General features: G+C 58.0%; 19 protein-coding genes. All 19 read left to right on the forward strand.

Going from position 1 to position 25,446, the window contains the following annotated elements:
- Positions 1–50 precede the first annotated feature (50 nt).
- The 19 genes from RYA97_RS24585 (at position 51) to fliE (ending at position 25,432) form a co-directional block, all read left to right on the forward strand.
- On the forward strand, positions 51–791 hold the full coding sequence (locus RYA97_RS24585; RefSeq protein WP_004658719.1) for a flagellar basal body rod protein FlgF: 741 nt from the start codon (positions 51–53) through the stop codon (positions 789–791).
- A 46-nt stretch (positions 792–837) separates the two neighbouring features.
- Positions 838–1,626: a flagellar basal-body rod protein FlgG gene (gene flgG, locus RYA97_RS24590; RefSeq protein WP_002554310.1), complete on the forward strand. Its 789-nt coding sequence runs from the start codon at positions 838–840 to the stop codon at positions 1,624–1,626.
- An 84-nt stretch (positions 1,627–1,710) separates the two neighbouring features.
- Positions 1,711–2,424, forward strand: a complete 714-nt coding sequence (gene flgH / locus RYA97_RS24595; RefSeq protein WP_004658720.1) for a flagellar basal body L-ring protein FlgH — start codon at positions 1,711–1,713, stop codon at positions 2,422–2,424.
- Between the two features lie 13 nt (positions 2,425–2,437).
- Positions 2,438–3,547 (forward strand): flagellar basal body P-ring protein FlgI, encoded by a 1,110-nt coding sequence (locus tag RYA97_RS24600; protein ID WP_003404340.1) that lies wholly within the window; start codon positions 2,438–2,440, stop codon positions 3,545–3,547.
- A gap of 10 nt (positions 3,548–3,557) precedes the next feature.
- On the forward strand, positions 3,558–4,802 hold the full coding sequence (flgJ, locus tag RYA97_RS24605; protein ID WP_016981490.1) for a flagellar assembly peptidoglycan hydrolase FlgJ: 1,245 nt from the start codon (positions 3,558–3,560) through the stop codon (positions 4,800–4,802).
- An 11-nt stretch (positions 4,803–4,813) separates the two neighbouring features.
- Complete coding sequence (gene flgK / locus RYA97_RS24610; RefSeq protein ID WP_005744568.1) at positions 4,814–6,874, forward strand: flagellar hook-associated protein FlgK; 2,061 nt, start codon at positions 4,814–4,816, stop codon at positions 6,872–6,874.
- Between the two features lie 13 nt (positions 6,875–6,887).
- On the forward strand, positions 6,888–8,480 hold the full coding sequence (locus RYA97_RS24615) for a flagellar hook-associated protein 3 (protein WP_002554305.1): 1,593 nt from the start codon (positions 6,888–6,890) through the stop codon (positions 8,478–8,480).
- Between the two features lie 88 nt (positions 8,481–8,568).
- Positions 8,569–12,144: a glycosyltransferase gene (locus RYA97_RS24620; RefSeq protein WP_316893261.1), complete on the forward strand. Its 3,576-nt coding sequence runs from the start codon at positions 8,569–8,571 to the stop codon at positions 12,142–12,144.
- Positions 12,145–12,285: 141 nt separating this feature from the next.
- On the forward strand, positions 12,286–15,192 hold the full coding sequence (locus tag RYA97_RS24625) for a glycosyltransferase (RefSeq protein WP_316893263.1): 2,907 nt from the start codon (positions 12,286–12,288) through the stop codon (positions 15,190–15,192).
- Positions 15,193–15,477: 285 nt separating this feature from the next.
- A complete protein-coding gene (locus RYA97_RS24630) occupies positions 15,478–16,404 on the forward strand; it encodes a ketoacyl-ACP synthase III (protein WP_005780433.1) in 927 nt (308 codons plus the stop codon).
- 328 nt (positions 16,405–16,732) lie between these two features.
- Complete coding sequence (locus RYA97_RS24635; RefSeq protein ID WP_002554301.1) at positions 16,733–17,581, forward strand: flagellin domain-containing protein; 849 nt, start codon at positions 16,733–16,735, stop codon at positions 17,579–17,581.
- Between the two features lie 72 nt (positions 17,582–17,653).
- Positions 17,654–18,046 (forward strand): flagellar protein FlaG, encoded by a 393-nt coding sequence (locus RYA97_RS24640; protein ID WP_004664444.1) that lies wholly within the window; start codon positions 17,654–17,656, stop codon positions 18,044–18,046.
- Positions 18,047–18,128: 82 nt separating this feature from the next.
- Positions 18,129–19,607: a flagellar filament capping protein FliD gene (fliD, locus tag RYA97_RS24645; RefSeq protein ID WP_004664447.1), complete on the forward strand. Its 1,479-nt coding sequence runs from the start codon at positions 18,129–18,131 to the stop codon at positions 19,605–19,607.
- Between the two features lie 125 nt (positions 19,608–19,732).
- On the forward strand, positions 19,733–20,131 hold the full coding sequence (gene fliS / locus RYA97_RS24650) for a flagellar export chaperone FliS (RefSeq protein ID WP_002554298.1): 399 nt from the start codon (positions 19,733–19,735) through the stop codon (positions 20,129–20,131).
- Positions 20,132–20,157: 26 nt separating this feature from the next.
- On the forward strand, positions 20,158–20,454 hold the full coding sequence (gene fliT, locus RYA97_RS24655) for a flagellar protein FliT (protein ID WP_002554297.1): 297 nt from the start codon (positions 20,158–20,160) through the stop codon (positions 20,452–20,454).
- 177 nt (positions 20,455–20,631) lie between these two features.
- Positions 20,632–22,107 carry a transcriptional regulator FleQ gene (gene fleQ / locus RYA97_RS24660; protein ID WP_004664450.1) on the forward strand — a complete coding sequence of 492 codons (1,476 nt, stop codon included), beginning with the start codon at positions 20,632–20,634 and terminating at the stop codon, positions 22,105–22,107.
- A gap of 122 nt (positions 22,108–22,229) precedes the next feature.
- Positions 22,230–23,444 (forward strand): sensor histidine kinase, encoded by a 1,215-nt coding sequence (locus tag RYA97_RS24665; protein WP_316893267.1) that lies wholly within the window; start codon positions 22,230–22,232, stop codon positions 23,442–23,444.
- Positions 23,444–24,859 (forward strand): sigma-54-dependent transcriptional regulator, encoded by a 1,416-nt coding sequence (locus tag RYA97_RS24670; protein ID WP_016981830.1) that lies wholly within the window; start codon positions 23,444–23,446, stop codon positions 24,857–24,859. The genes RYA97_RS24665 and RYA97_RS24670 overlap by 1 nt, the downstream gene beginning before the upstream one ends.
- Positions 24,860–25,102: 243 nt before the next feature.
- The gene (fliE, locus tag RYA97_RS24675) at positions 25,103–25,432 is read left to right on the forward strand and encodes a flagellar hook-basal body complex protein FliE (protein WP_002554293.1); all 330 of its coding nucleotides are present in this window, start codon (positions 25,103–25,105) and stop codon (positions 25,430–25,432) included.
- Positions 25,433–25,446 lie beyond the last annotated feature (14 nt).

The following is a 25,446-nucleotide window of genomic DNA, read 5'->3' on the forward strand; positions in this document are numbered from 1 at the left end:
CCCTTTCAGAACAGCTACAGGCGGCAAGCGTCTGTCGGAGGAGGAAGACTGTGGACAAGTTGCTTTACGTCGCAATGAGCGGTGCATCCGAAAACGCGATCGCGCAGAAGGCTCACGCCAACAACCTGGCAAACGTATCAACCAACGGTTTCATGCGTGACCTTGAACAGGCCCGCTCGATGCCGGTGTTTGGCGAGGTCATGCCGTCGCGTGCCTATGCGATGAGCGAACGTCCGGGGACCGACTTTTCCGCCGGTGCCATGGTGGAGACCGGCCGTGAACTGGACATCGCCGTCAAAGGTGATGGCTGGATTGCAGTGCAGACCCCCGATGGTGGCGAAGCCTACACCCGCAGCTCCGGCATGAACATCGATGCGCTGGGTGTGTTGCGCGACGGCAGCGGTTTGCCGGTAATGGGCAATGGCGGTCCGATTGCCGTGCCGCCTCAGCAGCAGATCGAGATCGGTGCCGACGGCACAATCAGCATTCGCTCACTGGGCGAAAGCCCACAGGTGATGGCGCAGGTCGACCGTATCAAGCTGGTCAAGCCTGACCTCAAGACCATGGAAAAAGGCCCCGATGGCCTGATCCACACCAAGACCGGTCGGCCTGCCGACGCAGATGCCACCGTTCAGGTCGAGTCCGGCTTTCTGCAGGCGAGTAACGTCAATGCGGTCGAGGAAATGACCTCGGTACTGGCCTTGTCCCGTCAATTCGAATTGCACGTCAAGATGATGAAGACCGCCGAAGAAGACGATCAGTCGATGGCTCGCGTCTTGCAACTTGGCTAATCAATGACAGCTTGCGCCGACAAACCGGCGCTTGAGGAGAACACACATGCTTCCTGCACTATACGTCGCTAAAACCGGTCTTGCCGCTCAGGACACCAACCTGACCACCATCTCCAACAACCTGGCGAACGTTTCGACCACAGGTTTCAAGAGTGACCGTGCCGAGTTTCAGGACCTGCTGTACCAGATCAAACGCCAGCCGGGTGCCCAGTCCACTCAGGACAGCGAGCTGCCATCCGGTCTGCAATTGGGTACCGGTGTGCGCATTGTCGGTACGCAGAAGAACTTCACAGCCGGTAGCCTGCAGACCACCAACAACCCGCTGGACCTGGCGGTCAACGGTCGTGGTTTCTTTCAGGTGACCCAGCCGGACGGCACTGTTGCCTACAGCCGCGACGGTACTTTTCACCTGGACGCCAACGGCCAGATCGTGACTGCCAACGGCTACGCTCTTGAGCCTGCGATTGTCGTTCCACAGAACGCCCAGACCTTCACTGTCGGTCAGGACGGTACTGTTTCCGTCACCCTGGCAGGTGCAACCGCCACACCGCAGATCATCGGCAACATCCAGACCGCTGACTTCATCAACCCGGCCGGCCTGCAGGCCATTGGCGGCAACCTTTATCTGGAAACCGGTTCAAGCGGCGCGCCGCAGATCGGCACGCCTGGCCTCAACGGCCTGGGGCCGACCCTGCAGAACACCCTGGAAAACTCCAACGTCAGCACAGTTGAAGAACTGGTCAACATGATCACCACCCAGCGTGCTTACGAGATGAACTCCAAAGTGATCTCGACCGCCGACCAGATGCTGCAGAACCTGACTCAGAACCTGTAAGTGTTTGATGTTGTTGCTCGTAAAACTGCTCAATCCGATAGGGCGCCTGATAAGCGCCTGTTACACCGCGAGGTTTCAAGTGTCATGAACCGCATTAGTGTTCCGCGTTTTTCAGTGTTGATCGCTTCATTGTGCGGGATCACCCTGCTGTCTGGCTGTGTTGCGCCGACGGCCAAGCCCAATGACCCTTATTACGCTCCGGTGTTGCCGCGTACACCCATGTCGGCCGCTGCCAACAATGGTGCCATCTATCAGGCCGGTTTCGAGCAGAACCTGTACGGCGACCGCAAGGCTTTCCGTATCGGCGACATCATCACCATCACGCTTTCCGAGCGTATGGCAGCCAGCAAGGCGGCCACTTCGGCGATGACCAAGGACAGCACCAACAGTATTGGTCTTACCTCGCTGTTCGGTTCGGGCCTGACCACCAACAACCCGATTGGTGGCAATGACCTGAGCCTCAACGCAGGCTACAACGGCGCTCGTACTACCAAGGGCGATGGCAAGGCCGCACAGAGCAACAGCCTGACCGGTTCGGTCACTGTGACTGTGGCGGATGTTTTACCCAACGGCATTCTTGCTGTGCGTGGCGAGAAGTGGATGACCCTCAATACCGGTGACGAGCTGGTGCGGATTGCCGGGCTGGTTCGGGCTGATGACATCGCCACCGACAACACCGTGTCGTCCACCCGTATTGCCGATGCACGTATTACCTATTCGGGGACTGGAGCCTTTGCCGATACCAGCCAGCCAGGCTGGTTCGACCGGTTCTTCCTCAGCCCGTTGTTCCCTTTCTGATAGCGGGATAAACATGATCAAGCTCAAGCAACTGATAGCGGCGACCTTGTTGTTGTCCACAGCGTTCGGCGTTCACGCCGAGCGTTTGAAGGACATCGCAAGCATCTCCGGCGTGCGGGCCAACCAGTTGATCGGTTACGGTCTGGTCGTGGGTCTCAATGGTACGGGCGACCAGACCACCCAGACCCCGTTCACCCTGCAGACGTTCAATAACATGCTGTCGCAGTTCGGCATCAAGGTGCCGTCCGGTTCCGGCACTGTGCAGTTGAAAAACGTTGCAGCAGTTGCTGTGTACGCGGATCTGCCAGCGTTCGCCAAGCCGGGTCAGACGGTCGATATCACCGTTTCCTCGATCGGTAACTCCAAGAGCCTGCGCGGTGGTGCGCTGTTGATGACGCCGATGAAGGGTGTCGATGGCAATGTCTACGCCATCGCACAGGGCAACCTGGTGGTCGGCGGTTTTGACGCGGAAGGCCGTGACGGTTCGAAAATCACTGTCAACGTTCCGTCGTCGGGCCGTATTCCCGGTGGTGCGTCGGTCGAGCGCTCGGTGCCGAGCGGCTTCAATCAGGGTAATACCCTGACCCTTAACCTGAACCGGTCCGACTTCACCACTGCCAAGCGGATTGTGGACAAGATCAATGAGCTGCTTGGTCCTGGTGTTGCTCAGGCGCTGGACGGTGGCTCGGTACGTGTGACCGCGCCGCTTGATCCGGGCCAGCGTGTCGACTACCTGTCGATTCTGGAAAACCTGGAAGTCGATCCGGGCCAGACCGCTGCCAAGGTCATCATCAATTCGCGGACCGGCACTATCGTGATCGGTCAGAACGTCAAGGTTTCGCCCGCTGCGGTAACGCACGGCAGCCTGACCGTGACCATTACCGAAGACCCGATTGTCAGCCAGCCGGGCGCATTGTCCGGTGGTCAGACGGCGGTCGTGCCGCGTTCGCGGGTCAATGCCCAGCAGGAGCTACACCCGATGTTCAAGTTCGGTCCAGGCACCACGCTGGATGAGATTGTTCGTGCGGTCAATCAGGTGGGCGCTGCGCCCGGTGACCTGATGGCCATTCTCGAAGCCCTTAAGCAGGCCGGCGCGTTGCAAGCCGACCTGATCGTCATCTGAGGACTCGATTATGGACATGCCCAAGAGCGGAATTTCGTCGGCGGTCGATTCGGGTGCCTACACCGACGTCAACCGTCTGGCGTCGCTGAAGCATGGCGACAAGGACAGTGTGGAAAACCAGAAGAAGGTGGCCCGCGAGTTCGAGTCGCTGTTCGTCAGCCAGATGCTCAAGGCCATGCGCTCGGCCAACGAAGTGCTGGCCAAGGACAACCCGATGAACACCCCGGCGACGCGCCAGTATCAGGACATGTATGACCAGCAATTGGCGGTCACCCTGTCCACCCGTGGCAACGGCATCGGTTTGCAGGACGTGTTGATGCGTCAACTGTCCAAGGACAAGGGTATTCAGCACGCAGCACCGACCGATACGACGGCCACGCCTGCAACGACCACCGATGCAACCCCGGCCAAAACCGGACTGGCGACCAGTGTCTATCAGCGTCCGCTGTGGGCCACGCGCTCGGCGGCGGCAGATCAGGCGGCTGCGGCAGTTTCGGCATCTAGTGATGGGCGCAATGACATGGCGGCGCTCAACTCGCGTCGTCTGTCGTTGCCAACCAAACTCACCGACCGATTGCTGGCCGGCATCGTGCCTTCCGCTACAGCCGCCGTCAGCAATAGCCCGGTGCCTGCTCGCGCAACGGCCAGCAGCAACGGCAACAACGGCGACTGGACGCTCGACCCCAACCTGGCACCCGCGCCTGAGTACGTGCGTTCCATGGCCCAGCCACCGCTGGCACCGGCCAAGCGCGCATTCAGCAACGCCGATCAGTTTGTCGAAACCATGCTGCCGCTGGCCAAGGAAGCAGCCGCACGCATCGGCGTCGATCCAGTGATGCTGGTGGCGCAGGCTGCGCTGGAAACCGGCTGGGGCAAGTCGATCATGCGTCAGCAGGATGGCAGCAGCAGTCACAACCTGTTCGGTATCAAGGCAGCGGGTAGCTGGAAAGGCGCTGAAGCGCGCGCCATTACCAGCGAGTTCCGTGACGGCAAGATGGTCAAGGAAACCGCGGATTTCCGTTCCTACGATTCCTACGCCGACAGCTTCCATGACCTGGTCAGCCTGCTGCAGAACAACAATCGGTATAAAGAAGTGGTCAATTCGGCCGATAAACCGGAACAGTTTGTAAAAGAATTGCAGAAGGCCGGTTACGCCACTGACCCGGACTATGCCAGCAAGATTTCGCAGATCGCGAAGCAGATGAAGAGTTACCAGACTTACGCTGCTGCATCGGGCTCTTCCACGACTTTATAAGGTTTTGAATCATGTCGCTGATTTCAATTGGGCTCTCAGGTATCAATGCCAGCAGTGCCGCGATCAACACCATCGGTAACAACACGGCCAACGTGGATACCGCCGGTTACTCGCGTCAGCAGGTAATGACCACGGCTTCGGCACAGATCAATATCGGCCTGGGTGTCGGTTACATAGGCACCGGTACGACGCTGTCCGACGTGCGTCGTATCTACAACAGCTACCTTGATGCCCAATTGCAAACCAGTACTGCCCTGAGCGCCGACGCGGTTGCGTACTCCGGCCAGGCCAGCAAGACCGATACGCTGCTGTCCGATAGCGCGACTGGCGTGTCCACGCAGCTGGCTGACTTTTTCACCAAGATGCAGGGTATTGCCACCAACGCTACTCAGTCGTCGGACCGTTCGGCATTTCTGACTCAGGCTTCTGCGTTGAGCTCACGCTTCAATTCGGTCGCTTCACAGTTGTCGTCGCAGAATGACAACGTCAATGCCCAGCTCACCACCTTCACCAAACAGGTCAACGAGCTGACCACGACCCTGGCAAGCCTGAACAAGCAGATCACTCAGGCAGGGGCTGGTAACACTACGCCCAACTCGCTGCTCGATTCGCGCAATGAGACTGTGCGCCAGCTCAACGGGCTGGTGGGTGTCAAAGTAATCGAGAACAACGGCAACTACGATATCTACACCGGCACCGGCCAATCGCTGGTCAGCGGTGGCACGTCGTACACCATGTCGGCGACCCCGAGCCCTGCCGATCCTCTGCAGTACAACGTACAAATCGCTTACGGCCAGACCAAGACTGACGTCACCTCGGTGATCAGCGGTGGCTCGATTGGCGGTCTGCTGCGCTATCGCTCGGACGTGCTGGTGCCTGCGACCAATGAGCTTGGCCGTGCCGCGATGGTGCTGGCCGATCAGGTCAACAGCCAGATGAGCCAGGGCATCGACAGCAAAGGCAACTTCGGTTCGAGCCTGTATTCCAACATCAACAGTGCCGACGCCATTTCGCAGCGCAGTACCGGCAAGACCACCAACAGTGCCGGTTCCGGCAACCTGGACGTGACCATTGGCGATACCAGCAAACTGACCGCCGACGATTATGAAGTCACCTTCAGCGACGCCTCCAACTTCACGGTTCGTCGCCTGCCCAACGGCGAAAGCGTCGGCACCGGTGCGCTGACTGACAACCCGCCTAAACAGTTCGATGGCTTCAGTGTCAGCCTCAATGGCAATGCGCTGGCTGCTGGCGACGTTTTCAAGGTCACTCCGACACGCAACGGCGCCTCGGGTATCTCGGTGGTGTTGACCGATCCCAAGGACATTGCAGCCGCCGCGCCATTGACCGCTACTGCCGGGGCCAGCAACTCGGGTACAGGTGGCTTCACGCAGCCCGTGCTCAATACCAAATCGGACATCTATAACAGCGTTCAGACGTCTGACCTGCGTAACGCGATCAAAGACTCCGCGCCGATGAAGCTGGTGATGGGCGCGGTCAGCAGTACCGGTGTGCAGAGCTACACGCTGATCAATGCCAGTGGTGCGCCCGTGCTCGACCAGAATGGCAGCGCGGTAAGTGGCACGATCATTCAGGGCCAGAGCAACGCCATAAAGCTGAGCATCGGTTACACCGACAACACCACCACGCCAGCCGGCAAGACGGCATTCGAAGTGCAGATGACCCTCTCCGGTTCGCCGTTGGTCAATGACACGTTCAGCATCGGCCTGACGGGTGCCGGCTCTTCGGACAACCGCAACGCGCTGGCAGTAGTAGGGTTGCAGACGGCCAAGACTGTCGGCGTCACCAACGGCGGCGTGGGCACCAGCCTGTCCGGCGCTTACGCCGATCTGGTCTCGGTGGTCGGTACGCTGGCAGGGCAGGGCAAGAGCGATGTCACCGCCAGCGCTGCCGTCGTTGCACAGGCCAAATCGGCGCGTGATTCGGTCTCCGGCGTGTCGCTTGATGAAGAAGCGGCCAACCTGATCAAGTATCAGCAGTACTACACCGCCTCTTCGCAGATCATCAAGGCGGCCCAAACCATTTTCAGCACGCTGATCAACAGCCTTTAAGGAGTCGTGAACCATGCGGATCTCAACTACCCAGTTCTACGAATCCACCAACACCAACTATCAGCGTACTTATTCGAATGTGCTCAAGACCAGTGAAGAGGTCTCCAGCGGCATCAAACTCAATACCGCCAGCGATGATCCGGTAGGCGCTGCACGTGTCCTGCAACTGGCTCAGCAGAACTCCATGCTGACCCAGTACGCGTCGAACATCGGCACGATCAATACCAACATCGTCAATTCCGAGACCGCGCTGACCAGCATCGTTGATACGATGCAGACAGCCCGTGAAGTGATCGTGTCGGCAGGCAACGGTGCCTACACCGATTCCGACCGCCTGGCCAAGGCCGCTGAACTCAAGCAGTATCAGAGCCAGCTTCTCGGCTTGATGAACAGCCAGGACTCCAACGGCCAGTATATTTTTGCCGGGTCCAAGTCTTCGGCTCCGCCGTACGCGCAGAATGCCGATGGCACTTACAGCTATAGCGGGGACCAGACCAGCGTCAATCTGGCGATTGGTGATGGCCTGGTTTTACCGAGCAACACCACAGGCTATGAAGCGTTCGAGCAAGCCGTCAACACTACCCGTACGTCCTCGACCCTGCTTTCGCCAGCGACCGACGACGGCAAGGTTGGCCTGACTGGCGGTCAGGTGACGTCTACCAGCGCCTACAACTCGGGCTATCAGGCTGGCGAACCGTACACCATGACGTTCCTCAGTGGCACGCAGTTCAAGATTACCGATGCCAGCGGCACCGATGTCACGACCGATGCGTCAACTGCCGGTAAATTCAGCTATGGCTCGTTCGCTGATCAGACCTTCACCTTCCGCGGTGTCGAGCTGACCATGAACATCAACCTGTCAGCTGCCGAATCTGCCACGCCTGCAACGGCCGCTACTGCACTGACCAATCGCAGCTATGAACTGGCCTCGACGCCGGACACGGTCTCGGCCTCGCGCAGCCCGGGTAACACGTCGGCCGCTACTATCAGCAGTTCGGCAGTAGGCAACACAACGGCTGACCGCACGGCGTTCAACAACACCTTTCCGCCCAATGGTGCGATTCTCAAGTTCACCAGTGCCACTGCCTACGACCTGTATGCGTCGCCCGTCACCAGCAGCAGCAAGCCGGTGTCGAGTGGCACGTTGACCGGTTCAACGGCCAATGCGTCGGGCGTCAATTTTACGGTCAGCGGTACGCCAGCAGCCGGTGACCAGTTTGTCGTGGAGTCCGGCACGCACCAGACCGAGAACATCCTCAATACGCTGACCGCAGCGATCAAGGCATTGTCGACACCCACTGACGGCAATCTGGTTGCCTCGCAAAAGCTTGATGCCGCATTGGGCTCGGCGCTTGGCAACATTGCCAGCAGCATCGACCAGGCGTCCACAGCGCGCTCCGCCGGCGGCGCACGGCAATTGGCGGCGACGGCGCAGGGCACGACCAACGATTTGCTCAAGGGTAACAACACAGTTGAGCAAGGCACTTACGTCAACGCCGATATCGTTGAGGCCACCACCCGATTGACGTTGCAGAAGACTATGCTGGATGCCTCTCAGCAGGTATTTGTCCAGTTGTCCAAGCTGAACCTGTTCAGCCAGCTGTAACCTTGGCATTGAGCATCCGCCGTCTTTATTTCAGCGGTGAGGGAGGTTACTTGACCGGTAACTTCCCGCCGCTCGCGAGTCTGCAATAGTGAATTCAGTCCCCCTCGTCAGTATCGTCATTCCTGCCCTCAATCCCCGGTTCTTCCGCGCCGCGCTACAAAGTGCCTTGAATCAGGTTTACGACAACCTGGAAATCATTGTCTGCGACGATTGCCGCACCGATGAAATCAAGGCCGTTTTCGACGAACTGGTGCCTGCATCCAGCAACCTTGCGCGTTACGTGCGCAACCCGCAGCGGCTGGGGTTCCAGGCCAATCTGCTGAAGTGCCTTGAAGAATCGCGCGGCGAATACATCAAGTTTCTGTGTGACGACGACCGCCTCTTTCCGTACTTCATCGCTAATCAGGCAGGCGCCCTGGATGCCTATGAAGACGTGAGTCTGGTCGTTGGCCGACGACATCTGGTCGACATCGATGACTATGTATTGCCACCCCGTCTGGAAAACGTCGGGCTTGTGCCCTATGACGCCGTGTTCAAAGGCGAGGACATGCTGGCGATTTTCGAGCGTACGCCACGCAATTATCTGGGTGGGTTCAGTGCTGCTCTGATGCGCCGGGCCGATGTTATGGAGTACCTGCCTTCGATTGCCCAGTCGGGACAGGGTTTTATCGCACTGCTGGATTTTGCCCTGTTCATATGCCTGTTGCGCCGTGGCAACCTGGTGGCGCTGCATACTATTCAAAACGTCGAGCGCCGGCACCCGGATCGTTTCAGCGGCCAGCCCGACGTGATTCAAAAGGCCGCCACTGAATGGGGCTGGCTGAGCGAAATGCTCAAGGCACGTAGCGGTGAGCAGGCCCCGGCCCAGGGCTGGGTGCGCTTTTTGCCCTTGCGCAAGGCGCTGGAGCAGCCCCGTGAGTGGGACGAGGTCGGCCTTTACGGGATAATGGCCAGCCGTCAGGGTGTCATGCACAGCAGGGTGGGCAGCAAGAGCGAAACCTACGCCGAGCTCTACACCGAATGGCTGTCGTGTCGGCAATTTAACGCCCCGCAGAGAAAACTGATCGAGAAACGCATCGGACACTGGACATGGCAGCCGCGCATCGTTCCGGTGGTCGTTGACCCGTTTGGCGATGCCGAAGGGCTGGATATCACCCTGCGCAGCATTGCCGAGCAGGATTACGCCGCTGACTCAGTGGTTGTGTTGACCAATGCCGATGTTGACGATCCGCAGGTGCTGCGTTTCTCGTTGCAGCCGGATTGGGCACGCCAACTGAACGAAGTGCTGCCGCTGCTGGAGAACGCCGACTGGGTTTATCTGCTGCGTGCCGGGGACCGGCTGACTCAGCCGTCATTGCTGGTGCTGGCAGAGCGAGTCGCGCAAAGCGAGGGCCTGTTGTGCATTTACAGCGACGAAGGCGCGCTGGTCGATGGAAAATCCAGCGAGCCGATCTTCAAGCCTGATTTCAACCTGGACCTGATGCGGGCCTATCCTTACGTTGGCCGCACGCTGGCGTTCCAGCGCCGCAAGCTGCTGGACACAGGCGGCTTCGACCCTGTGCACGGCGAGCTGGCACCGCACGATTTCATCTGGCGCCTGGTGGAAGGCGTCGGGCCTCAGGCTGTGGAACACATCTCTGAGGTTCAGGTTGAATCGACCCTGACCTACGCTGAATGGCTTTCGCTGCCTCAGGTGATCGAGCATAACGAGTCGGTCGTATCGGCCCATCTTTCGCGCATTGGCCGAGAGCACGTCATCCACCATGATCAGCTGCCACTGCTGAACCGGATCGAGTACCGGCATGCTACAAGCCCGCTGGTATCGGTGATCATTACCACCCGGGATCAACTGGCAGCCCTGGAGCGCTGTGTAGAAAGCCTGCTCAGCAACACGACTTACCCTTATTTTGAAGTGCTGATCGTCGACAACGCCAGCGAGAGCGCCGATACCCGCGCCTGGTTTGCCGCGATGAGTGAGCTGGGCAGCGACAAGCTGCGCATTTATGCGCTGACCGAGCCCGGCAGCGAAGCCAGCGCCCAGAACCTCGCCGCCCGGCACGCCAACGGCGATTATCTGCTCATGCTCAGCCCACATGCCGTGCTGCATCAGGCTGACTGGCTGCAAGGCCTGCTCAACCATGCTCAGCGCCCCGAAGTCGGTATCGTCGGTCCACGAATCCTCACCCCTCAGGGCAATATTCTCTATGCAGGGATGGTGATGGGCATGGACGGGCTGGCGGGTCGGCCCTTCATCAATTATCCGACAGGCTCAAGCAGCTACATGCAGCGCTTGCAGTTGACACAGAACTGGAGCGCGGTCAGTGGCAATTGCCTGATGGTCCGCAAGGAAGTGTTCGACCACGCAGGCGGCATGGAAGCAGCAACCTTCACTCAGGGGCTGCAGGATCTGGACCTGTGCATGCGGGTCGGGCGTGACGGCTACCTGATTGTCGGCACACCCGATTCGTCTCTGGTATTGGCCGAGCCTGCCGCCGCCGAGCGCTCTGAAACGTCTCGTCAGGCGCTGGATAAAGAGCAGCAATCGTTCTTTGAAAAATGGCTGCCGAAAATGGCTCGGGACCCGGCCTATAACCCCAGTCTTCAGCTCAATGAAGTGCAGGCGTTCGATCTTGACCCAGGTCTGCAAATGGGCTGGGAACCGTTCTGCACCCGCCATCTGCCTTCGATTCTGGGCATGCTGGTCAACTCGTCGGCGGTAGGCCACTACCGTGTCAGCCAACCCTTGCTTGAGTTGATGGCAGCCGGGCGAGTGGTAGGCCGAATGTCCTATGAGTCGACTACGCCCGTCGAGATCGAGCGCCAGCGTCCGGATGTCATCGTCTTTCAAGGACGTTATTCCGAACCCAAGATCAAGGATATCGTTCTGGCCAAGAATTACTCCAGTGCCATGCGCATTTTTGAACTGGATGACTACATCATCGATGTGCCCGAGCGCAACGAGCACAGGCGCAGCATGCCCGACAACATTGCCGAGATGCTGCGCAAGGGCATAGGCCTGTGCGACCGAGTGGTGGTGTCTACCCAGCCACTGGCTCAGGTGCTGTCGAGCATGCACAGCGATATTCGTGTCGTACCGAACATGTTGGCGACGCACTTGTGGAGCAGCCTCAAAAGCCAGCGTCGCACTTCCGGCAAGCCGCGCATCGGCTGGGGCGGCGGGACCAGTCATCGGGGCGACCTGGAATTGATTGTCGATGTCGTGCGTGAACTGGCCGATGAGGTCGAGTGGGTGTTCTTCGGCATGTGCCCGGACTTGCTCAAGCCTTACATTCATGAGTATCACACAGCTGTAAGCCTGCAAACCTACCCGGCCAAACTGGCCAGCCTGAACCTTGATCTGGCCCTGGCACCGCTGGAATTTCATATCTTCAATGACTGCAAGAGCAATCTGCGGCTGCTGGAGTACGGTGCGTGCGGCTACCCGGTCATCTGTTCGGACACCGAGGCGTACCGGGGCCATTTGCCGGCTACGCGGGTCTACACCAACAGCTCCGAAGAATGGTTGCAGGCGATTCGCATGCACCTGTCAGACCCCAATGCGAGCTATCGTATGGGCGACGAATTGCGCGAAACCGTCTTGCGCGATTTCATGTTGCGTGGAGAAAACCTGCAATATTGGGCTAACGGCTGGTTGCCCGACTGACCCGACCTGTTTAATGCGCTCCAGTCACTGATGGCTGGAGCTGTGTTGTTTGCTCTTGCGTTGACCGGGTCTTTTGGTTATCAGAGTTTCTTCTGGTCACCAGGATTAGAGACGCGATCGGCACGCTATCAAGGAAAGCTCATGCAAAGCCATTCTGGAAATGAAACCACCCCGTTGAGCCAGCGTTTGACCCTGCTGTTGCTCGCCGAGAATCAGCCGGATTTCCTGCGTCGTGCGCTGAAGTACTACAGCAGTTATCCGTGCAATGTGATTGTGGTCGATGCCTCGCCTGCGCTCGACGCGCAGGTTGCGGAGCGTGCCGGGCTGCAGTACGTCCACAACGCCGCCCTCAGTGAAACCGGGCTCAGCGCCAGAATTGCAGAAGGCCTCAAGCAGGTGTCCACGCCCTTTGTGGTGTACGCGCAGGTCGACAGTTTCCTGCTGCCTGACGCACTGACCGAGGCCGTGAGTTTCCTTGAAAGCAACGAGCGTTACGGTGCTTGCCAGGGCTATAGCCTGGGTTACCAGGCTTACGTCGATCACGTGGATTATTTCCGCCGCGACCGCAAGGTTCATGAGGACTACGCGTCTGATCAGGCCGGCGAGCGGCTTCTGAGCTTCATGGGTCAGAGCGTGTCACTGCTCAACGCCGTGACCCGGACCAGGCTGGCGCGTCAGTGGTTCACGTCAGTGCCTGAGGGCACCGAGCGGCACTGGCAGGAAATCGGCCATATGGCCTTTCTGGTTGCGGCTGCTTCATTGCGCATCCTGCCCATTCCCTATGCGTTGCACGTCAACGCCGGCAAGGAGGCAGAGCATCGCTATGGCGCTGCCATAGCAGGCGCAGTCAAGCATATCGACCCCAAGGCCAAAGCCGAGCGCGAAACCCTTGCGCGCCTGGTTGTTTCGTCGCTCGGCAATAGCCGCGATCTGCAAGGTGAGCAGGGCGAGCACGCTGTACTGGCCGGCCTGGCAGCCATGGCTGAATGCCTCGAAACCCAGCCGTATCAGGGCGGCGAAAAAATCATCAGTTCAGCGTGGAACGTTGCCCTGACGCAGGCAGATGCGCAGTTCGAGCCTCGCCAGTTCGTTGAACTGCCGTTCTACAACCAGCCGTTGTTCGACGAACTGGCGCAAATCGAGTTTCTGATCCATCTCTTGCCGGCAGGGCAGGTGCAGATGGAAGGGCTGGAGTCCGTGCTGGTCAAGCAGGCCGAGCTGTTGCGTGTACAGAGCAACCCGGACGCCGAGTCGCTTTTGAGCCGTCTGTGGCAAGCCTATGCACACTACTCCTTCAGTCACAGCGTCGTGCAACGTCTGGCCGATGAGCTGGGCAAGTCCGAGGACGAGGACGACATCGAGCGCGCCGAGCGCATCGTTGCCTGGGGCCAGCGCCTGCAGTCTGATTCCGCTTTCGATAACAGCCAGCTGTTGCGTGGCATGCCTTCCGGCAAGCTGCTCGACTGGCTCGATGCGCGTGATCCGGCACCGGCACAACTGAAAAAGCTCACCACGCAGCTGACGCGTCGGCCAGCAGGTTCGCAAATCGGTATTTTGCTGCTTGATCTGGACGCCGATGTGTTCAAGCTGCAGGCAACCTTCGACAGCCTTATCAACAGCCACTATCGAGCGTTCAAGGTCGTGGTATTCACCACCGGTGATCTGCCGGCAACCACCAGCCTGAACGACACACTGCACTTCGTCAAAGTCACCGAAAGCAACTATGTCGACAAGATCAATCAGGTCGTCAAACAGGCTTCCAGCGACTGGCTGATGCTGGCGCAGGCGGGTGAAGAGTTCACCCGCAGCGGTCTGCTGCTGGCCAGCGCCGAGCTGACTGACGCCGGGCAGTGCCGAGCCGTTGCTGTGGATGAAATTCACCGTCAAGCCAACGGCACCCTGGCGCCGTTGTTCCGTCCGGGCTTCAACCTCGATCTGCTGCAAAGTGTGCCGACGCTGGCCGCTCGGCACTGGCTGATTCGCCGCGAACTGCTGGTCGAGGCGGGCGGCTATTCGCGAGAGTTTCCCAAGGCGCTGGAATTCGACCTGCTGCTGCGCCTGATCGAGCAAGGCGGCATGAGCGGTCTGGCGCATTTGAGCGAGCCGGTACTGATCTGCGATGCCCCCGAGCTTGAAGAGAATCAGGACGAGCAAAAGGCGCTGACGCGTCATCTGGGGCAGCGGGGTTATCAGGCTGAGGTCAGCTCGGCGTTGCCCGGCACCTACAAGATCGATTATCGCCATGCCCATCGGCCGGTGGTCTCGATTCTGCTGCACAGCCAGGACAATCTGCCGGAACTGCAACGTTGCCTGCACAGTATCCTGCAACGCACCCGCTATCAGCGCTATGAAGTGTTGATCGGTGATAACGCCAGCACCTCTGCCGAATTATCGACGTGGCTTGATCAGCAGCAGCAGCTGTCCAGCCGGGTACGCGTATTCCGCGCCGAGCAGCGTGTCAGCACGGCCGCCTTGCGCAATCTGGTCAGCCAGGAAGCCAGGGGCGAGTACCTGATTCTGCTGGATGCCGAAAGCCAGATCGTCAATGTCGGCTGGATCGAGTCGCTGCTCAACCAGGCACAACGTCCGGAAGTGGGCGTGGTCGGGGTCCGTCTGGTTGATCGTGAAGGAACCATTACTCAGGCAGGTCTTGTTCTGGGACTTAATGGCGGTGTCGGTTCCGGTTTCGTTGGCGAGCCAAAGACGTCGCGCGGTTATATGCAGCGGCTGGTGGTCGAGCAGAACTACTCCGCGGTGTCATCGGCCTGCCTGATGATTGCCAAAGCGTTGTACGACTCACTGGGCGGGCTGGACGAAGAGGCTTTTGCCGAGTCTCTGGGCGATGTCGACCTGTGCCTGAAGGCGGCGCAGGCGGGCTATCTGACGGTCTGGACCCCGCATGTTCAGGTGGTGCATTCAGGCGTGGTAAATGCTCCCCAACCAGCGCTTGGCGCGCTGGCCGGAAAGTGGGCGGCGCAGTTTGCCCAGGACGAAGCCTATAACGCCAATCTCGATCTCGACGGCAAGGGGTTCACACTGGCGGTTTAAGCTGCATGCATCACGCGATCCGGCTGTTTTACGGCCGGATCGTCGCCCTCCTGCTGCGGCAGCATTTTGTTTTTTCCCTCCGCCAATAATCGCAAAGCGTGCAAACCGGCGTGACCTGCGGGTCATAACGTGCATCTTCACTGTATTGTGTTATAGGGAGCGACACGCGCCTGGCTTGCTTTCACACGCCTTGCGCCCTGAAAATGTCTGCAATCACCCTTATTCGGTAGCGCCCTGATTCTGATCGGGACGAAAAATGACCTGTTTACTCATCGGGAAGCCATGATGATTGGCATTAAAAGCATAGCGAGTTACGTGCCCACTGCTGGCGTGGATAACTACGCTCAAGGTGCCAGTTTCGGCAAGGATGAAGATTTCATCCTCGGGAAAATCGGTTCCACGTTCCTGCCGCGTAAAGACGCTGGCCAGGAAACCTCGGACCTGTGCGTTGAAGCGGCCAATACCCTGTTTGCCAACAACCCGCAGCTCAAGCGCGAAAGTATTGACGTTTTGATCGTCGTCACCCAGAACGGTGACGAAGAGGGGCTGCCGCATACCGCAGCCATCGTTCAGGACAAGCTGGGTCTGTCGACCAATGTCGCTGCGTTCGACATTTCACTGGGCTGTTCCGGCTATGTCTATGGCATCTACGCGATCAAAGGGTTCATGGAGGCAGCAGGACTGAAAAACGGCCTGCTTATAACCGCTGACCCGTATTCGAAAATCGTCGACCCGCAGGACCGCAACACCACCATGTTGTTTGGCGATGCAGCCACAGCAACCTGGATGGGCGAGGACGCTGCCTGGCAACTGGGCAAGGCAAAATTCGGCACCGATGGTTCGGGTGCGCCGCACTTGAAGGTCAGCAACGGCGTGTTTTTCATGAACGGTCGTCAGGTGTTCAATTTTGCGCTACTGAAAGTACCGGCGCACCTGCACGAACTGTTGGGAGACTCAGACCTGACGCCTGACGATATCGATGCATTCTGCATTCATCAGGGCAGCGCTGCTATTGTCGATGCCGTGGCACGCCGCTTTGAAGACAAACCCGAGAAATTTCTCAAGGACATGGTTGAAACGGGTAACACCGTGTCGTCGAGCATTCCATTGCTGATTGAAAAGCACGTACTCAACTCTTCGTGGCATCGAGTAGCACTGAGCGGTTTTGGCGTGGGGCTTTCCTGGGGTTCTGCGATTATCTATAAAGCCTGAATCGCCGCAGGCTAAAAACAGCGCCCGTGACTAGTTCACCGGGCGCTTTTTTTTGAATAATCGATTCTGGTCACATTTTTGAACTTCTACAGTGGCCTGCTCTTTCTGGAACGTGAAGTTCAGACAACGGGTTTTCTCGCGTCATGTTGGTTTGGTTTCGTCTCAAACCCTTGTTTTATAAGGGGTGCAGGCATGATGGCAAAATATTCAAAAAAAACACTCAAGCAACCTGCCATCGCGACGATAACTATTACGAAGGTTCTCTAGGCACACCCGGCGCTTGCAGGGGCCGGAAGCCACGTAGTACCAAACCAACGAGGAATTCATCATGGCTTTAACAGTAAACACCAACGTAGCATCGTTGAACGTCCAGAAGAACCTGGGTCGCGCTTCCGACGCACTTTCGACCTCGATGACTCGTCTGTCTTCCGGTCTGAAAATCAACAGCGCCAAAGATGACGCTGCCGGCCTGCAAATCGCTACCAAGATCACTTCGCAGATCCGTGGTCAGACAATGGCGATCAAAAACGCCAACGACGGTATGTCCCTGGCGCAGACCGCTGAAGGCGCACTGCAAGAGTCGACCAACATTCTGCAGCGTATGCGTGAACTGGCTGTTCAGTCGCGAAACGACAGCAACAGCTCGACTGACCGTGACGCGCTGAACAAAGAATTCACCGCGATGAGTTCCGAGCTGACCCGTATCGCTCAAAGTACCAACCTGAACGGCAAGAACCTGCTCGACGGTTCCGCCAGCACCATGACTTTCCAGGTCGGCTCCAACTCGGGCGCTTCGAACCAGATCACTCTGACTCTGAGCGCAAGCTTCGACGCCAACACCCTGGGTGTCGGTTCGGCTGTGACCATCGCTGGTTCCGATAGCACCACTGCAGAGACCAACTTCTCTGCCGCTATCGCCGCCATCGACTCGGCTCTGCAGACCATCAACTCCACCCGTGCTGACCTCGGTGCTGCACAAAACCGTCTGACCAGCACCATCTCCAACCTGCAGAACATCAACGAAAACGCCAGTGCTGCACTGGGTCGCGTACAAGATACCGACTTCGCTGCTGAAACTGCACAGCTGACCAAGCAACAGACCCTGCAACAGGCTTCCACCTCTGTTCTGGCTCAGGCTAACCAGCTGCCATCCGCTGTACTGAAACTGCTTCAGTAATATCGGCATGAGTTTTAGCGGGGGAGTGCGTAATAGCGCTCTCTCGCTTTTTTACTTTCGGAGGTGATGGTCATGGATATGAGTGTAAAGCTGAACGTGTCTTATCCGGCCGCTCAACCGGCGAGTCAGGTGCCAGTGCCAGACAAGTCTGTTGACAAGCCTGCCGATACGCCGTCAGTCGAGCGTGTTGCCGCCACGGCGGAAAGTAAAGGCTCAGATCTGCACAAGGATGACTCCCACGACGAGGCGAAAGTCAAAGCCGCGGCAGAAGACATCCAGAAATTTTTTCACTCGGTCAAACGCAATCTCGAGTTTTCGATTGATGAAGCTTCTGGCAAAGTGATCGTCAAGGTCATTGCCAGTGACTCGGGTGAAGTGGTAAGACAAATTCCCAATGCAGAAATCCTGAAACTGGCCGATAGCCTGAGTGATGCGAACAGCTTGTTGTTCCGCGCCAAGGCCTGATTGTCAGTACGGTATTTGTTGCCGTTTTGCGAGACCTGTGAAAAGGCGGTGAAACCGGCGACATTCTTGAAGGGAGAAGCAAATGGCTAGTCCAATTACATCTACAACAGGCCTGGGTTCGGGTCTGGCAATCACGGCCATCGTTGAAGGTCTTGTGGGTGCCGAGAAAGCGCCCAAGCAAAACCAGATCGACAAGCAGACCGCCGCTACAACCGCATCGTTGTCGGGTGTGAGTCAGCTGACGTCGGCACTGGCCGCGTTCCAGAAAACCCTGGATACCCTGGGTAGCTCAACGACGCCTGCGTTTCAGGGCTTTGCTGCGACATCTGCCAACGAGGCGGTGGTCAAGGCAACGGCCGGCAACACGGCCGTCAACGGTACTTACGCGATCGGTATCACCCAGCTGGCAACGCCTTCAAAGGTGGCCACAGCCGCGCTGAATTCCACGCAGGCGAGTGCTATTCCGAGTGGTACCCTGAAAATCACTCAGAATGGCACTGACTACAGTGTCGTGATCGACAAGACCTCGACGTTGCAGGAAGTGCGCGACAAGATCAACTCGTCGCTGCAGGGTAAAGGCATTACTGCCAACATCATCAACGACGACAATGGTGCCAGGCTGGTATTCAGCTCGACGACCACCGGCAAGGGCAGTGACATTTCGGTAGTGGGTGCTTCCGGTCAGGAAGCGCTGAATATCGATGGCACCAAGCTGATGAGCGATACCAGCACGGGGACCGATGCCAACGGCAAGGCGATTCCCGGTGCTGGCGCTATTACTGCGACCGCCAAGGATGCTGCTTTCACTGTTGACGGCCTGAGCCTGACCAGCAAGACGAATACAGTCAGTACCGCGATTTCCGGCCTGACCTTCGACCTGGTCGCGCCAACTGCTGCTGGAGCAACCACTACCGTTACGGTGGCCACCAACACCGATGGGTTGAAAGCGTCGCTGCAGTCCTTCGTGGACTCTTACAACACGCTGGCCACCCTGGTGACTTCCCTGACCAAGGGTTCGATCAGCGACAAAGGTGTTTACACGGCGGCCGCCCTTACTGGTGACGCTACGCCGCGCGCGCTGTTGGCGACTATCCGTGATCAGCTGGCGAGTGCCTCTTCAAGTGCCGGCCTCAGTGCTCTTTCGCAGTTGGGCATCAAAACCCAGCAGTCCAACGGTACGCTGTCACTGGACACTGCTACATTCACAGCAGCGCTGAACGATAAAAAACTGGGCAGTCAGATTCAGACGATGTTCACTGGTACGGGGGCAACAAATGCCGACGGTACGGTTGATGGCGGCCTGGTTTCGCGTATGACCAAGGCGCTTCTGCCCTACACAAAGTCTGACGGTGTTCTGGCCAGCAAGACGAGCAGTCTTAATAAAATACAGACTCGTATTGCCAGTGATCAGGACGCACTGGATCGTCGTATTACAAGCTTGACGGCGAGTTTGACCAAGAAATACAACGCGATGGACCTGGTTGTAGGGCAGCTCAAGGCGACCGCTACCAGCATCACGTCGATCTTCGAAGCGATGAACGCGCAGAAAAACGCTTCGTAAATTCGTTTTACAGAAGTATCAAGAACCCGACTCCGTGTCGGGTTTCTGCTTTTGGGCTAAAGTTTCTGCGCCATGCGTCGATAGCTTGAGTATCAGTATTATGGATTTGCGACGAGGTCCCCCTTATGAATCCGATGTTAGCGTTGCGGCAGTATCAGAAGATCGGCTCCCAGGCTCAGACCTCGGAAGCCAGTCCTCACCGTCTGGTTCAAATGTTGATGGAGGGTGGCCTCGATCGTATCGCTCAAGCCAAGGGTGCCATGGCACGCAAGGACGTCGCCAGCAAAGGCGTGTTCATCAGCAAGGCGATCGGCATCGTAGGTGGTCTGCGTGAAGGGCTTGACCTGGACAACGCCCCCAGCGAAGCGCTGGTCAGGCAGGACAGCCTTTATCACTACATGATGACGCGTCTGGCCGAAGCCAACGCACGCAACGATCAGAAGATGCTCGACGAGGTTGCCGGGCTGCTGATCACCGTCAAGGAAGGCTGGGATGCTATCGGTACCGCACAAGCACAACAATAAGTTGCTGCCCTGAGGAGAACAATAAGATGAGTGCTGCGCTCAAGCGTATCGAAGAAACCCGGGAAGCCCTGGTGGGGGCGCTTGCCGAACGCGACTGGGAGGCTATCGTCAAACTTGACCTGGCGTGTCGCGAATGTGTCGATGCGGTGGTCAGCGAAGCGCCTGCTGACGAACCGGCTCTGCGCAGCAATCTTGAGGAGTTGTTGGGGGTCTACAGGCAACTGATTGATGTTGCAACCGGGGAGCGTCAAGCAGTCGTCGATGAAATGACTCAAATCCAGAATGCGAAGAACGCGACGAAGGTATACCATCTGTTCGGTTAATGTTTAATTGTCATTTTTATTGTTCGACAAGAATTTCGCCATAAATTTGACTGTGTTCGTTTTTTTGACTTAACTAGTGATGTTTACTATTTTCTGGCGTCTCAAGGTTTATACAGCTGAGATGCCAAGCTGCCCCCCAATCATGGGCATTGAGTTGACTAGGGAAGTTGCTATTGCATGTGGCGTGAAATCAAGATTCTGCTAATCGATGACGATAGCCAGCGCCGCCGGGATCTGGCGGTTATCCTGAATTTTCTTGGCGAAGAAAACCTCTCCTGTTCAAGCCAGGACTGGCAGCAGGTGGTCGGCTCTCTGGCATCTCCGCGAGAAGTCCTTTGTGTGCTGGTCGGCAGCGTAAACGCGCCGGGCAGCCTTCAAGGGCTTCTTAAGACCATCGCAGCATGGGATGAGTTCCTTCCTGTGCTGCTTATGAGTGAAAATTCTTCTGTCGAGTTGCCGGAGGACCTGCGCAGGCGGGTTCTTTCCGCGCTTGAGATGCCGCCCAGCTACAGCAAGCTGCTCGACTCCCTGCACCGTGCCCAGGTCTATCGCGAGATGTACGACCAGGCCCGCGAGCGTGGACGTCATCGTGAGCCGAACCTGTTCCGCAGTCTGGTGGGAACCAGTCGCGCGATTCAGCATGTGCGGCAGATGATGCAGCAGGTCGCTGACACTGACGCCAGCGTTTTGATTCTCGGTGAGTCGGGGACTGGCAAGGAAGTGGTAGCGCGCAACCTGCACTATCACTCCAAGCGCCGCGATGCACCGTTTGTGCCGGTCAACTGCGGTGCCATTCCGGCCGAGCTGCTCGAAAGCGAGTTGTTCGGGCATGAGAAGGGCGCGTTTACCGGGGCAATCACCAGTCGTGCCGGCCGTTTCGAGCTTGCCAACGGCGGTACGCTGTTCCTTGATGAAATTGGTGACATGCCGCTGCCCATGCAGGTCAAGTTGCTGCGCGTGTTGCAGGAGCGCACTTTCGAGCGCGTGGGCAGCAACAAGACGCAGAGCATCGACGTGCGCATTATTGCCGCGACGCACAAGAATCTCGAAAACATGATCGAGCTTGGCAGCTTCCGCGAAGACCTTTATTACCGTCTCAATGTGTTCCCCATCGAGATGGCACCGTTGCGCGAGCGTGTTGAAGACATTCCGCTGTTGATGAACGAATTGATTTCGCGCATGGAGCATGAAAAGCGCGGCTCGATTCGTTTCAATTCCGCCGCCATCATGTCGCTGTGTCGTCATGCCTGGCCGGGCAACGTTCGCGAGCTGGCCAACCTGGTCGAGCGCATGGCGATCATGCACCCGTACGGCGTGATCGGCGTGGCCGAGCTGCCGAAGAAATTCCGCTATGTCGATGACGAAGACGAGCAGATGGTCGACAGCATGCGCAGCGATATCGAAGAGCGCGTCGCCATCAACAGCAATACGCCGAATTTCGCGTCGGGCGCAATGCTGCCGCCTGAAGGTCTGGACCTGAAAGACTATCTGGGTGGTCTGGAGCAGGGTCTGATTCAGCAGGCGCTCGACGACGCGAACGGTATTGTTGCCCGTGCTGCAGAGCGTTTACGGATTCGTCGCACCACGCTGGTCGAGAAGATGCGCAAGTACGGTATGAGCCGTCGCGAAGGTGATGAACAGGCAGATGATTGACGCCTGTCTGTAGCGCCAAAAATCAAGCCCCTGAATTTTCAGGGGTTTTTTTTCGGCACGAGGATTGCAAAGTCCCTCTCAACACACCGTTTACTGACGGTTCGCCACGAGAGAGATGAACTATGTCCCAGGCCGCCCAACTGACTTCCGCCCTATCTGCTCAGGCTCAATACTCCCCGGAGCTGGAAAGTCGTCAGGGGCTTGAGCAGGCGTTCTCGCTGTTCAATCAAATGTCGGCGCAATTGACTGACTCCTATGGTCTGCTCGAAGCGCGTGTCACTGAACTCAAGGGCGAACTGGCCCATGCCGGTGCCCAGCGCCTGCAAGAGCTGGCGGAAAAAGAGCGGCTGGCCAACCGCCTGCAAAGCCTGCTTGATCTGCTTCCCGGTGGCGTAATCGTTATTGATGGCATGGGCGTGGTGCGCGAAGCCAATCCTGCGGCAATCGATCTGCTGGGCCAGCCCTTGCTGGGCATGCTCTGGCGTCACGTCATCAGTCGGTGTTTTGCCCCGCGTGAAGACGATGGCCACGAAGTCTCGCTCAAGGACGGCCGCAGGCTTTCCATTGCAACCCGCTCGCTGGACGCTGAACCCGGGCAGTTGGTGCTGCTTAATGACTTGACCGAAACCCGCCATCTCCAGGAGCAACTGGCGCGTCACGAGCGCTTGTCATCGCTGGGTCGGATGGTCGCTTCTCTGGCGCATCAGATTCGTACACCGTTGTCGGCCGCGATGATCTACGCCAGTCATCTGACCGAGCAGGAATTGCCGGTGGAAACCCAGCAGCGCTTTGCCGCACGGCTCAAGGATCGTCTGCATGAGCTCGAGCATCAGGTTCGCGACATGCTGGTGTTTGCCCGTGGCGAGTTGCCGCTGACGGATCGCCTGACGCCCGTTGCCTTGTTTCAGGCTTTGCAAAACGCTGCGGTCACCCATGTGCAGGGCGTACCGGTGCGTTGGCAGTGCGACAGTATTGAAGGCGAGTTGCTGTGCAATCGCGACACGTTGGTTGGTTCGTTGCTCAACCTGATTGAAAACGCCGTCCAGGCCAGTGCTGGCCGGACACTGCTGAAAGTTCATGTGTACAGCCGCGGCAATGTGTTGCGCATATGCTTCAGCGATAATGGCAGTGGTATGGACAAGACTGCGCTGGCGCGTATCGGCGAGCCGTTTTTCACCACCAAGACCACCGGCACCGGGCTTGGTCTGGCTGTGGTGACGGCGGTGTCGCGTGCGCATCAGGGCGGCGTGCATTATCTGTCGCGGGTCGGTCGTGGCACCTGTGCAATTGTCAGCCTGCCATTGATTCCGGCTTCCGGCTCGATGGGTAACAACTGATGTCGATCAACGTGCTGTTGGTCGAGGACGACCGTTCGCTGCGCGAGGCACTTGGGGAAACCCTGGAATTGGCTGGCTATGGATACCAGGCGGTCTGCTCTGCTGAAGAGGCGTTGGTCGCAGCCGAGGCGCAACCGTTCAGTCTGGTGATCAGCGACGTCAACATGCCGGGCATGGACGGTCATCAGTTGCTGAGCCTGTTGCGCAGTCGGCATCCGCAACTGCCGGTATTGCTGATGACCGCTCACGGTGCCGTTGATCGCGCGGTCGATGCCATGCGTCAGGGCGCGGCCGATTATCTGGTCAAGCCTTTCGAGCCCAAGGCCCTGATTGCATTGGTTGCACGACATGCACTGGGTCGTCTGGAGCCTGCCGAGCGCGACGGGCCGATTGCTGTTGAACCCGCCAGTATCCAGTTATTGAACCTGGCCAGCCGTGTGGCGAAGAGCGACTCCACTGTGCTCATCTCCGGTGAGTCCGGCACAGGCAAGGAAGTGCTGGCGCGTTTCATTCATCAAAATTCTCCGCGTGCCGATAAGCCTTTTATTGCGATCAACTGCGCTGCGATTCCGGACAATATGCTGGAAGCGACGCTGTTCGGTCATGAAAAGGGCTCGTTTACCGGCGCCATTGCCGCGCAGGCCGGCAAGTTCGAACAGGCTGACGGCGGGACAATCCTGCTTGACGAGATTTCCGAAATGCCACTGGGGCTGCAGGCCAAACTGTTGCGTGTGTTGCAGGAGCGGGAAGTCGAGCGCGTGGGTGCGCGCAAGCCGATCATTCTGGATATTCGCGTTGTGGCTACTACCAACCGCGATCTGGCAGGGGAAGTGGCGGCGGGGCGCTTTCGCGAAGATCTGTTTTATCGCCTGTCGGTATTTCCACTGGCCTGGCAGGCGCTGCGTCAAAGGACTGCCGATATTCTGCCACTGGCCGAGCGGCTTCTGGCCAAGCACGTCAATAAAATGAAGCACGCGCCGGTTCGTCTTTCTGCCCAGGCGCAGCAGTGTCTGGTCAGCTACCCCTGGCCTGGCAATGTGCGTGAGCTGGATAACGCCGTGCAGCGAGCCTTGATTCTGCAGCAGGGCGGGGTGATACAGGCGCAGGATTTCTGTCTCTCCGGGCCGGTGACAAGTCTTCCAGCCGCTGCCGTGGTGGAGGCTGTGCCGTCTTTGCCTGTCACATCCTCGCCTGATAATGCAGGTGCTGGTGGCAATGCGGAGTCTGTCGGTGCCCTGGGTGATGACCTCAGGCGTCGCGAGTTTCAGATGATTATTGACACGCTGCGTGCGGAGCGCGGTCGTCGCAAGGAGGCCGCCGAGCGCCTGGGTATCAGCCCGCGTACCTTGCGTTACAAGCTGGCGCAGATGCGCGATGCCGGGATGGATGTGGAAGCCTATCTGTTCGCTACCTGAACCGGTGGCGCTGATCGGTGGTTGTGATCGCTGGTCACTGAATATTCGTATAAACGGCGCAAGCCGGAAATATCCGGATACCCCCATGAATACGGGAGGTCTGGAGTGATTTCATGTCGGGCAACATGGTATTCCCATTTGGTGTGGCAAATAGCCGCCATCTAGCTGGCACCGTTGTTGCTATGTCTTCTGTACCCGCTGAATCAGTGTCAAAAATTTGCGGGCCTTACGAGAGAAACGTCCATGAGCCAAGGTGTTGAATTTAATCGCTTGATGTTGGATATGCGGGCCATGCAGATGGATGCGATGTCTGCACCCAAGCCCGTGTCCGGCGCGCAGGAAGCCGGCGCCAGCAGCTTTGCCGACATGCTTGGCCAGGCCGTCAACAAGGTCGCGCAGACCCAGCAGGCCTCCAGCCAGTTGGCCAATGCATTTGAAATCGGCAAGAGCGGCGTGGATCTGACCGACGTCATGATTTCGTCGCAGAAAGCCAGCGTGTCTTTTCAGGCGTTGACCCAGGTGCGTAACAAGCTGGTTCAAGCTTATCAAGACATCATGCAGATGCCGGTTTAAGGGACGTACTGAGT

The organism is Pseudomonas syringae group sp. 26L6 (assembly GCF_032587815.1).
In the GTDB taxonomy this organism is placed as follows: Bacteria; Pseudomonadota; Gammaproteobacteria; order Pseudomonadales; family Pseudomonadaceae; genus Aquipseudomonas; species Aquipseudomonas amygdali.

Excerpts from the sequence above, each read along its gene's own strand:
- flgG (WP_002554310.1), top strand. The coding sequence starts at position 838 with ATGCTTCCTGCACTATACGTCGCTAAAACCGGTCTTGCCGCTCAGGAC.
- flgH (WP_004658720.1), top strand. The coding sequence starts at position 1,711 with ATGAACCGCATTAGTGTTCCGCGTTTTTCAGTGTTGATCGCTTCATTG.
- RYA97_RS24600 (WP_003404340.1), top strand. The coding sequence starts at position 2,438 with ATGATCAAGCTCAAGCAACTGATAGCGGCGACCTTGTTGTTGTCCACA.
- flgJ (WP_016981490.1), top strand. The coding sequence starts at position 3,558 with ATGGACATGCCCAAGAGCGGAATTTCGTCGGCGGTCGATTCGGGTGCC.
- flgK (WP_005744568.1), top strand. The coding sequence starts at position 4,814 with ATGTCGCTGATTTCAATTGGGCTCTCAGGTATCAATGCCAGCAGTGCC.
- RYA97_RS24615 (WP_002554305.1), top strand. The coding sequence starts at position 6,888 with ATGCGGATCTCAACTACCCAGTTCTACGAATCCACCAACACCAACTAT.
- RYA97_RS24625 (WP_316893263.1), top strand. The coding sequence starts at position 12,286 with ATGCAAAGCCATTCTGGAAATGAAACCACCCCGTTGAGCCAGCGTTTG.
- RYA97_RS24630 (WP_005780433.1), top strand. The coding sequence starts at position 15,478 with ATGATTGGCATTAAAAGCATAGCGAGTTACGTGCCCACTGCTGGCGTG.
- RYA97_RS24635 (WP_002554301.1), top strand. The coding sequence starts at position 16,733 with ATGGCTTTAACAGTAAACACCAACGTAGCATCGTTGAACGTCCAGAAG.
- RYA97_RS24640 (WP_004664444.1), top strand. The coding sequence starts at position 17,654 with ATGGATATGAGTGTAAAGCTGAACGTGTCTTATCCGGCCGCTCAACCG.
- fliD (WP_004664447.1), top strand. The coding sequence starts at position 18,129 with ATGGCTAGTCCAATTACATCTACAACAGGCCTGGGTTCGGGTCTGGCA.
- fliS (WP_002554298.1), top strand. The coding sequence starts at position 19,733 with ATGAATCCGATGTTAGCGTTGCGGCAGTATCAGAAGATCGGCTCCCAG.
- fliT (WP_002554297.1), top strand. The coding sequence starts at position 20,158 with ATGAGTGCTGCGCTCAAGCGTATCGAAGAAACCCGGGAAGCCCTGGTG.
- fleQ (WP_004664450.1), top strand. The coding sequence starts at position 20,632 with ATGTGGCGTGAAATCAAGATTCTGCTAATCGATGACGATAGCCAGCGC.
- RYA97_RS24665 (WP_316893267.1), top strand. The coding sequence starts at position 22,230 with ATGTCCCAGGCCGCCCAACTGACTTCCGCCCTATCTGCTCAGGCTCAA.
- RYA97_RS24670 (WP_016981830.1), top strand. The coding sequence starts at position 23,444 with ATGTCGATCAACGTGCTGTTGGTCGAGGACGACCGTTCGCTGCGCGAG.
- fliE (WP_002554293.1), top strand. The coding sequence starts at position 25,103 with ATGAGCCAAGGTGTTGAATTTAATCGCTTGATGTTGGATATGCGGGCC.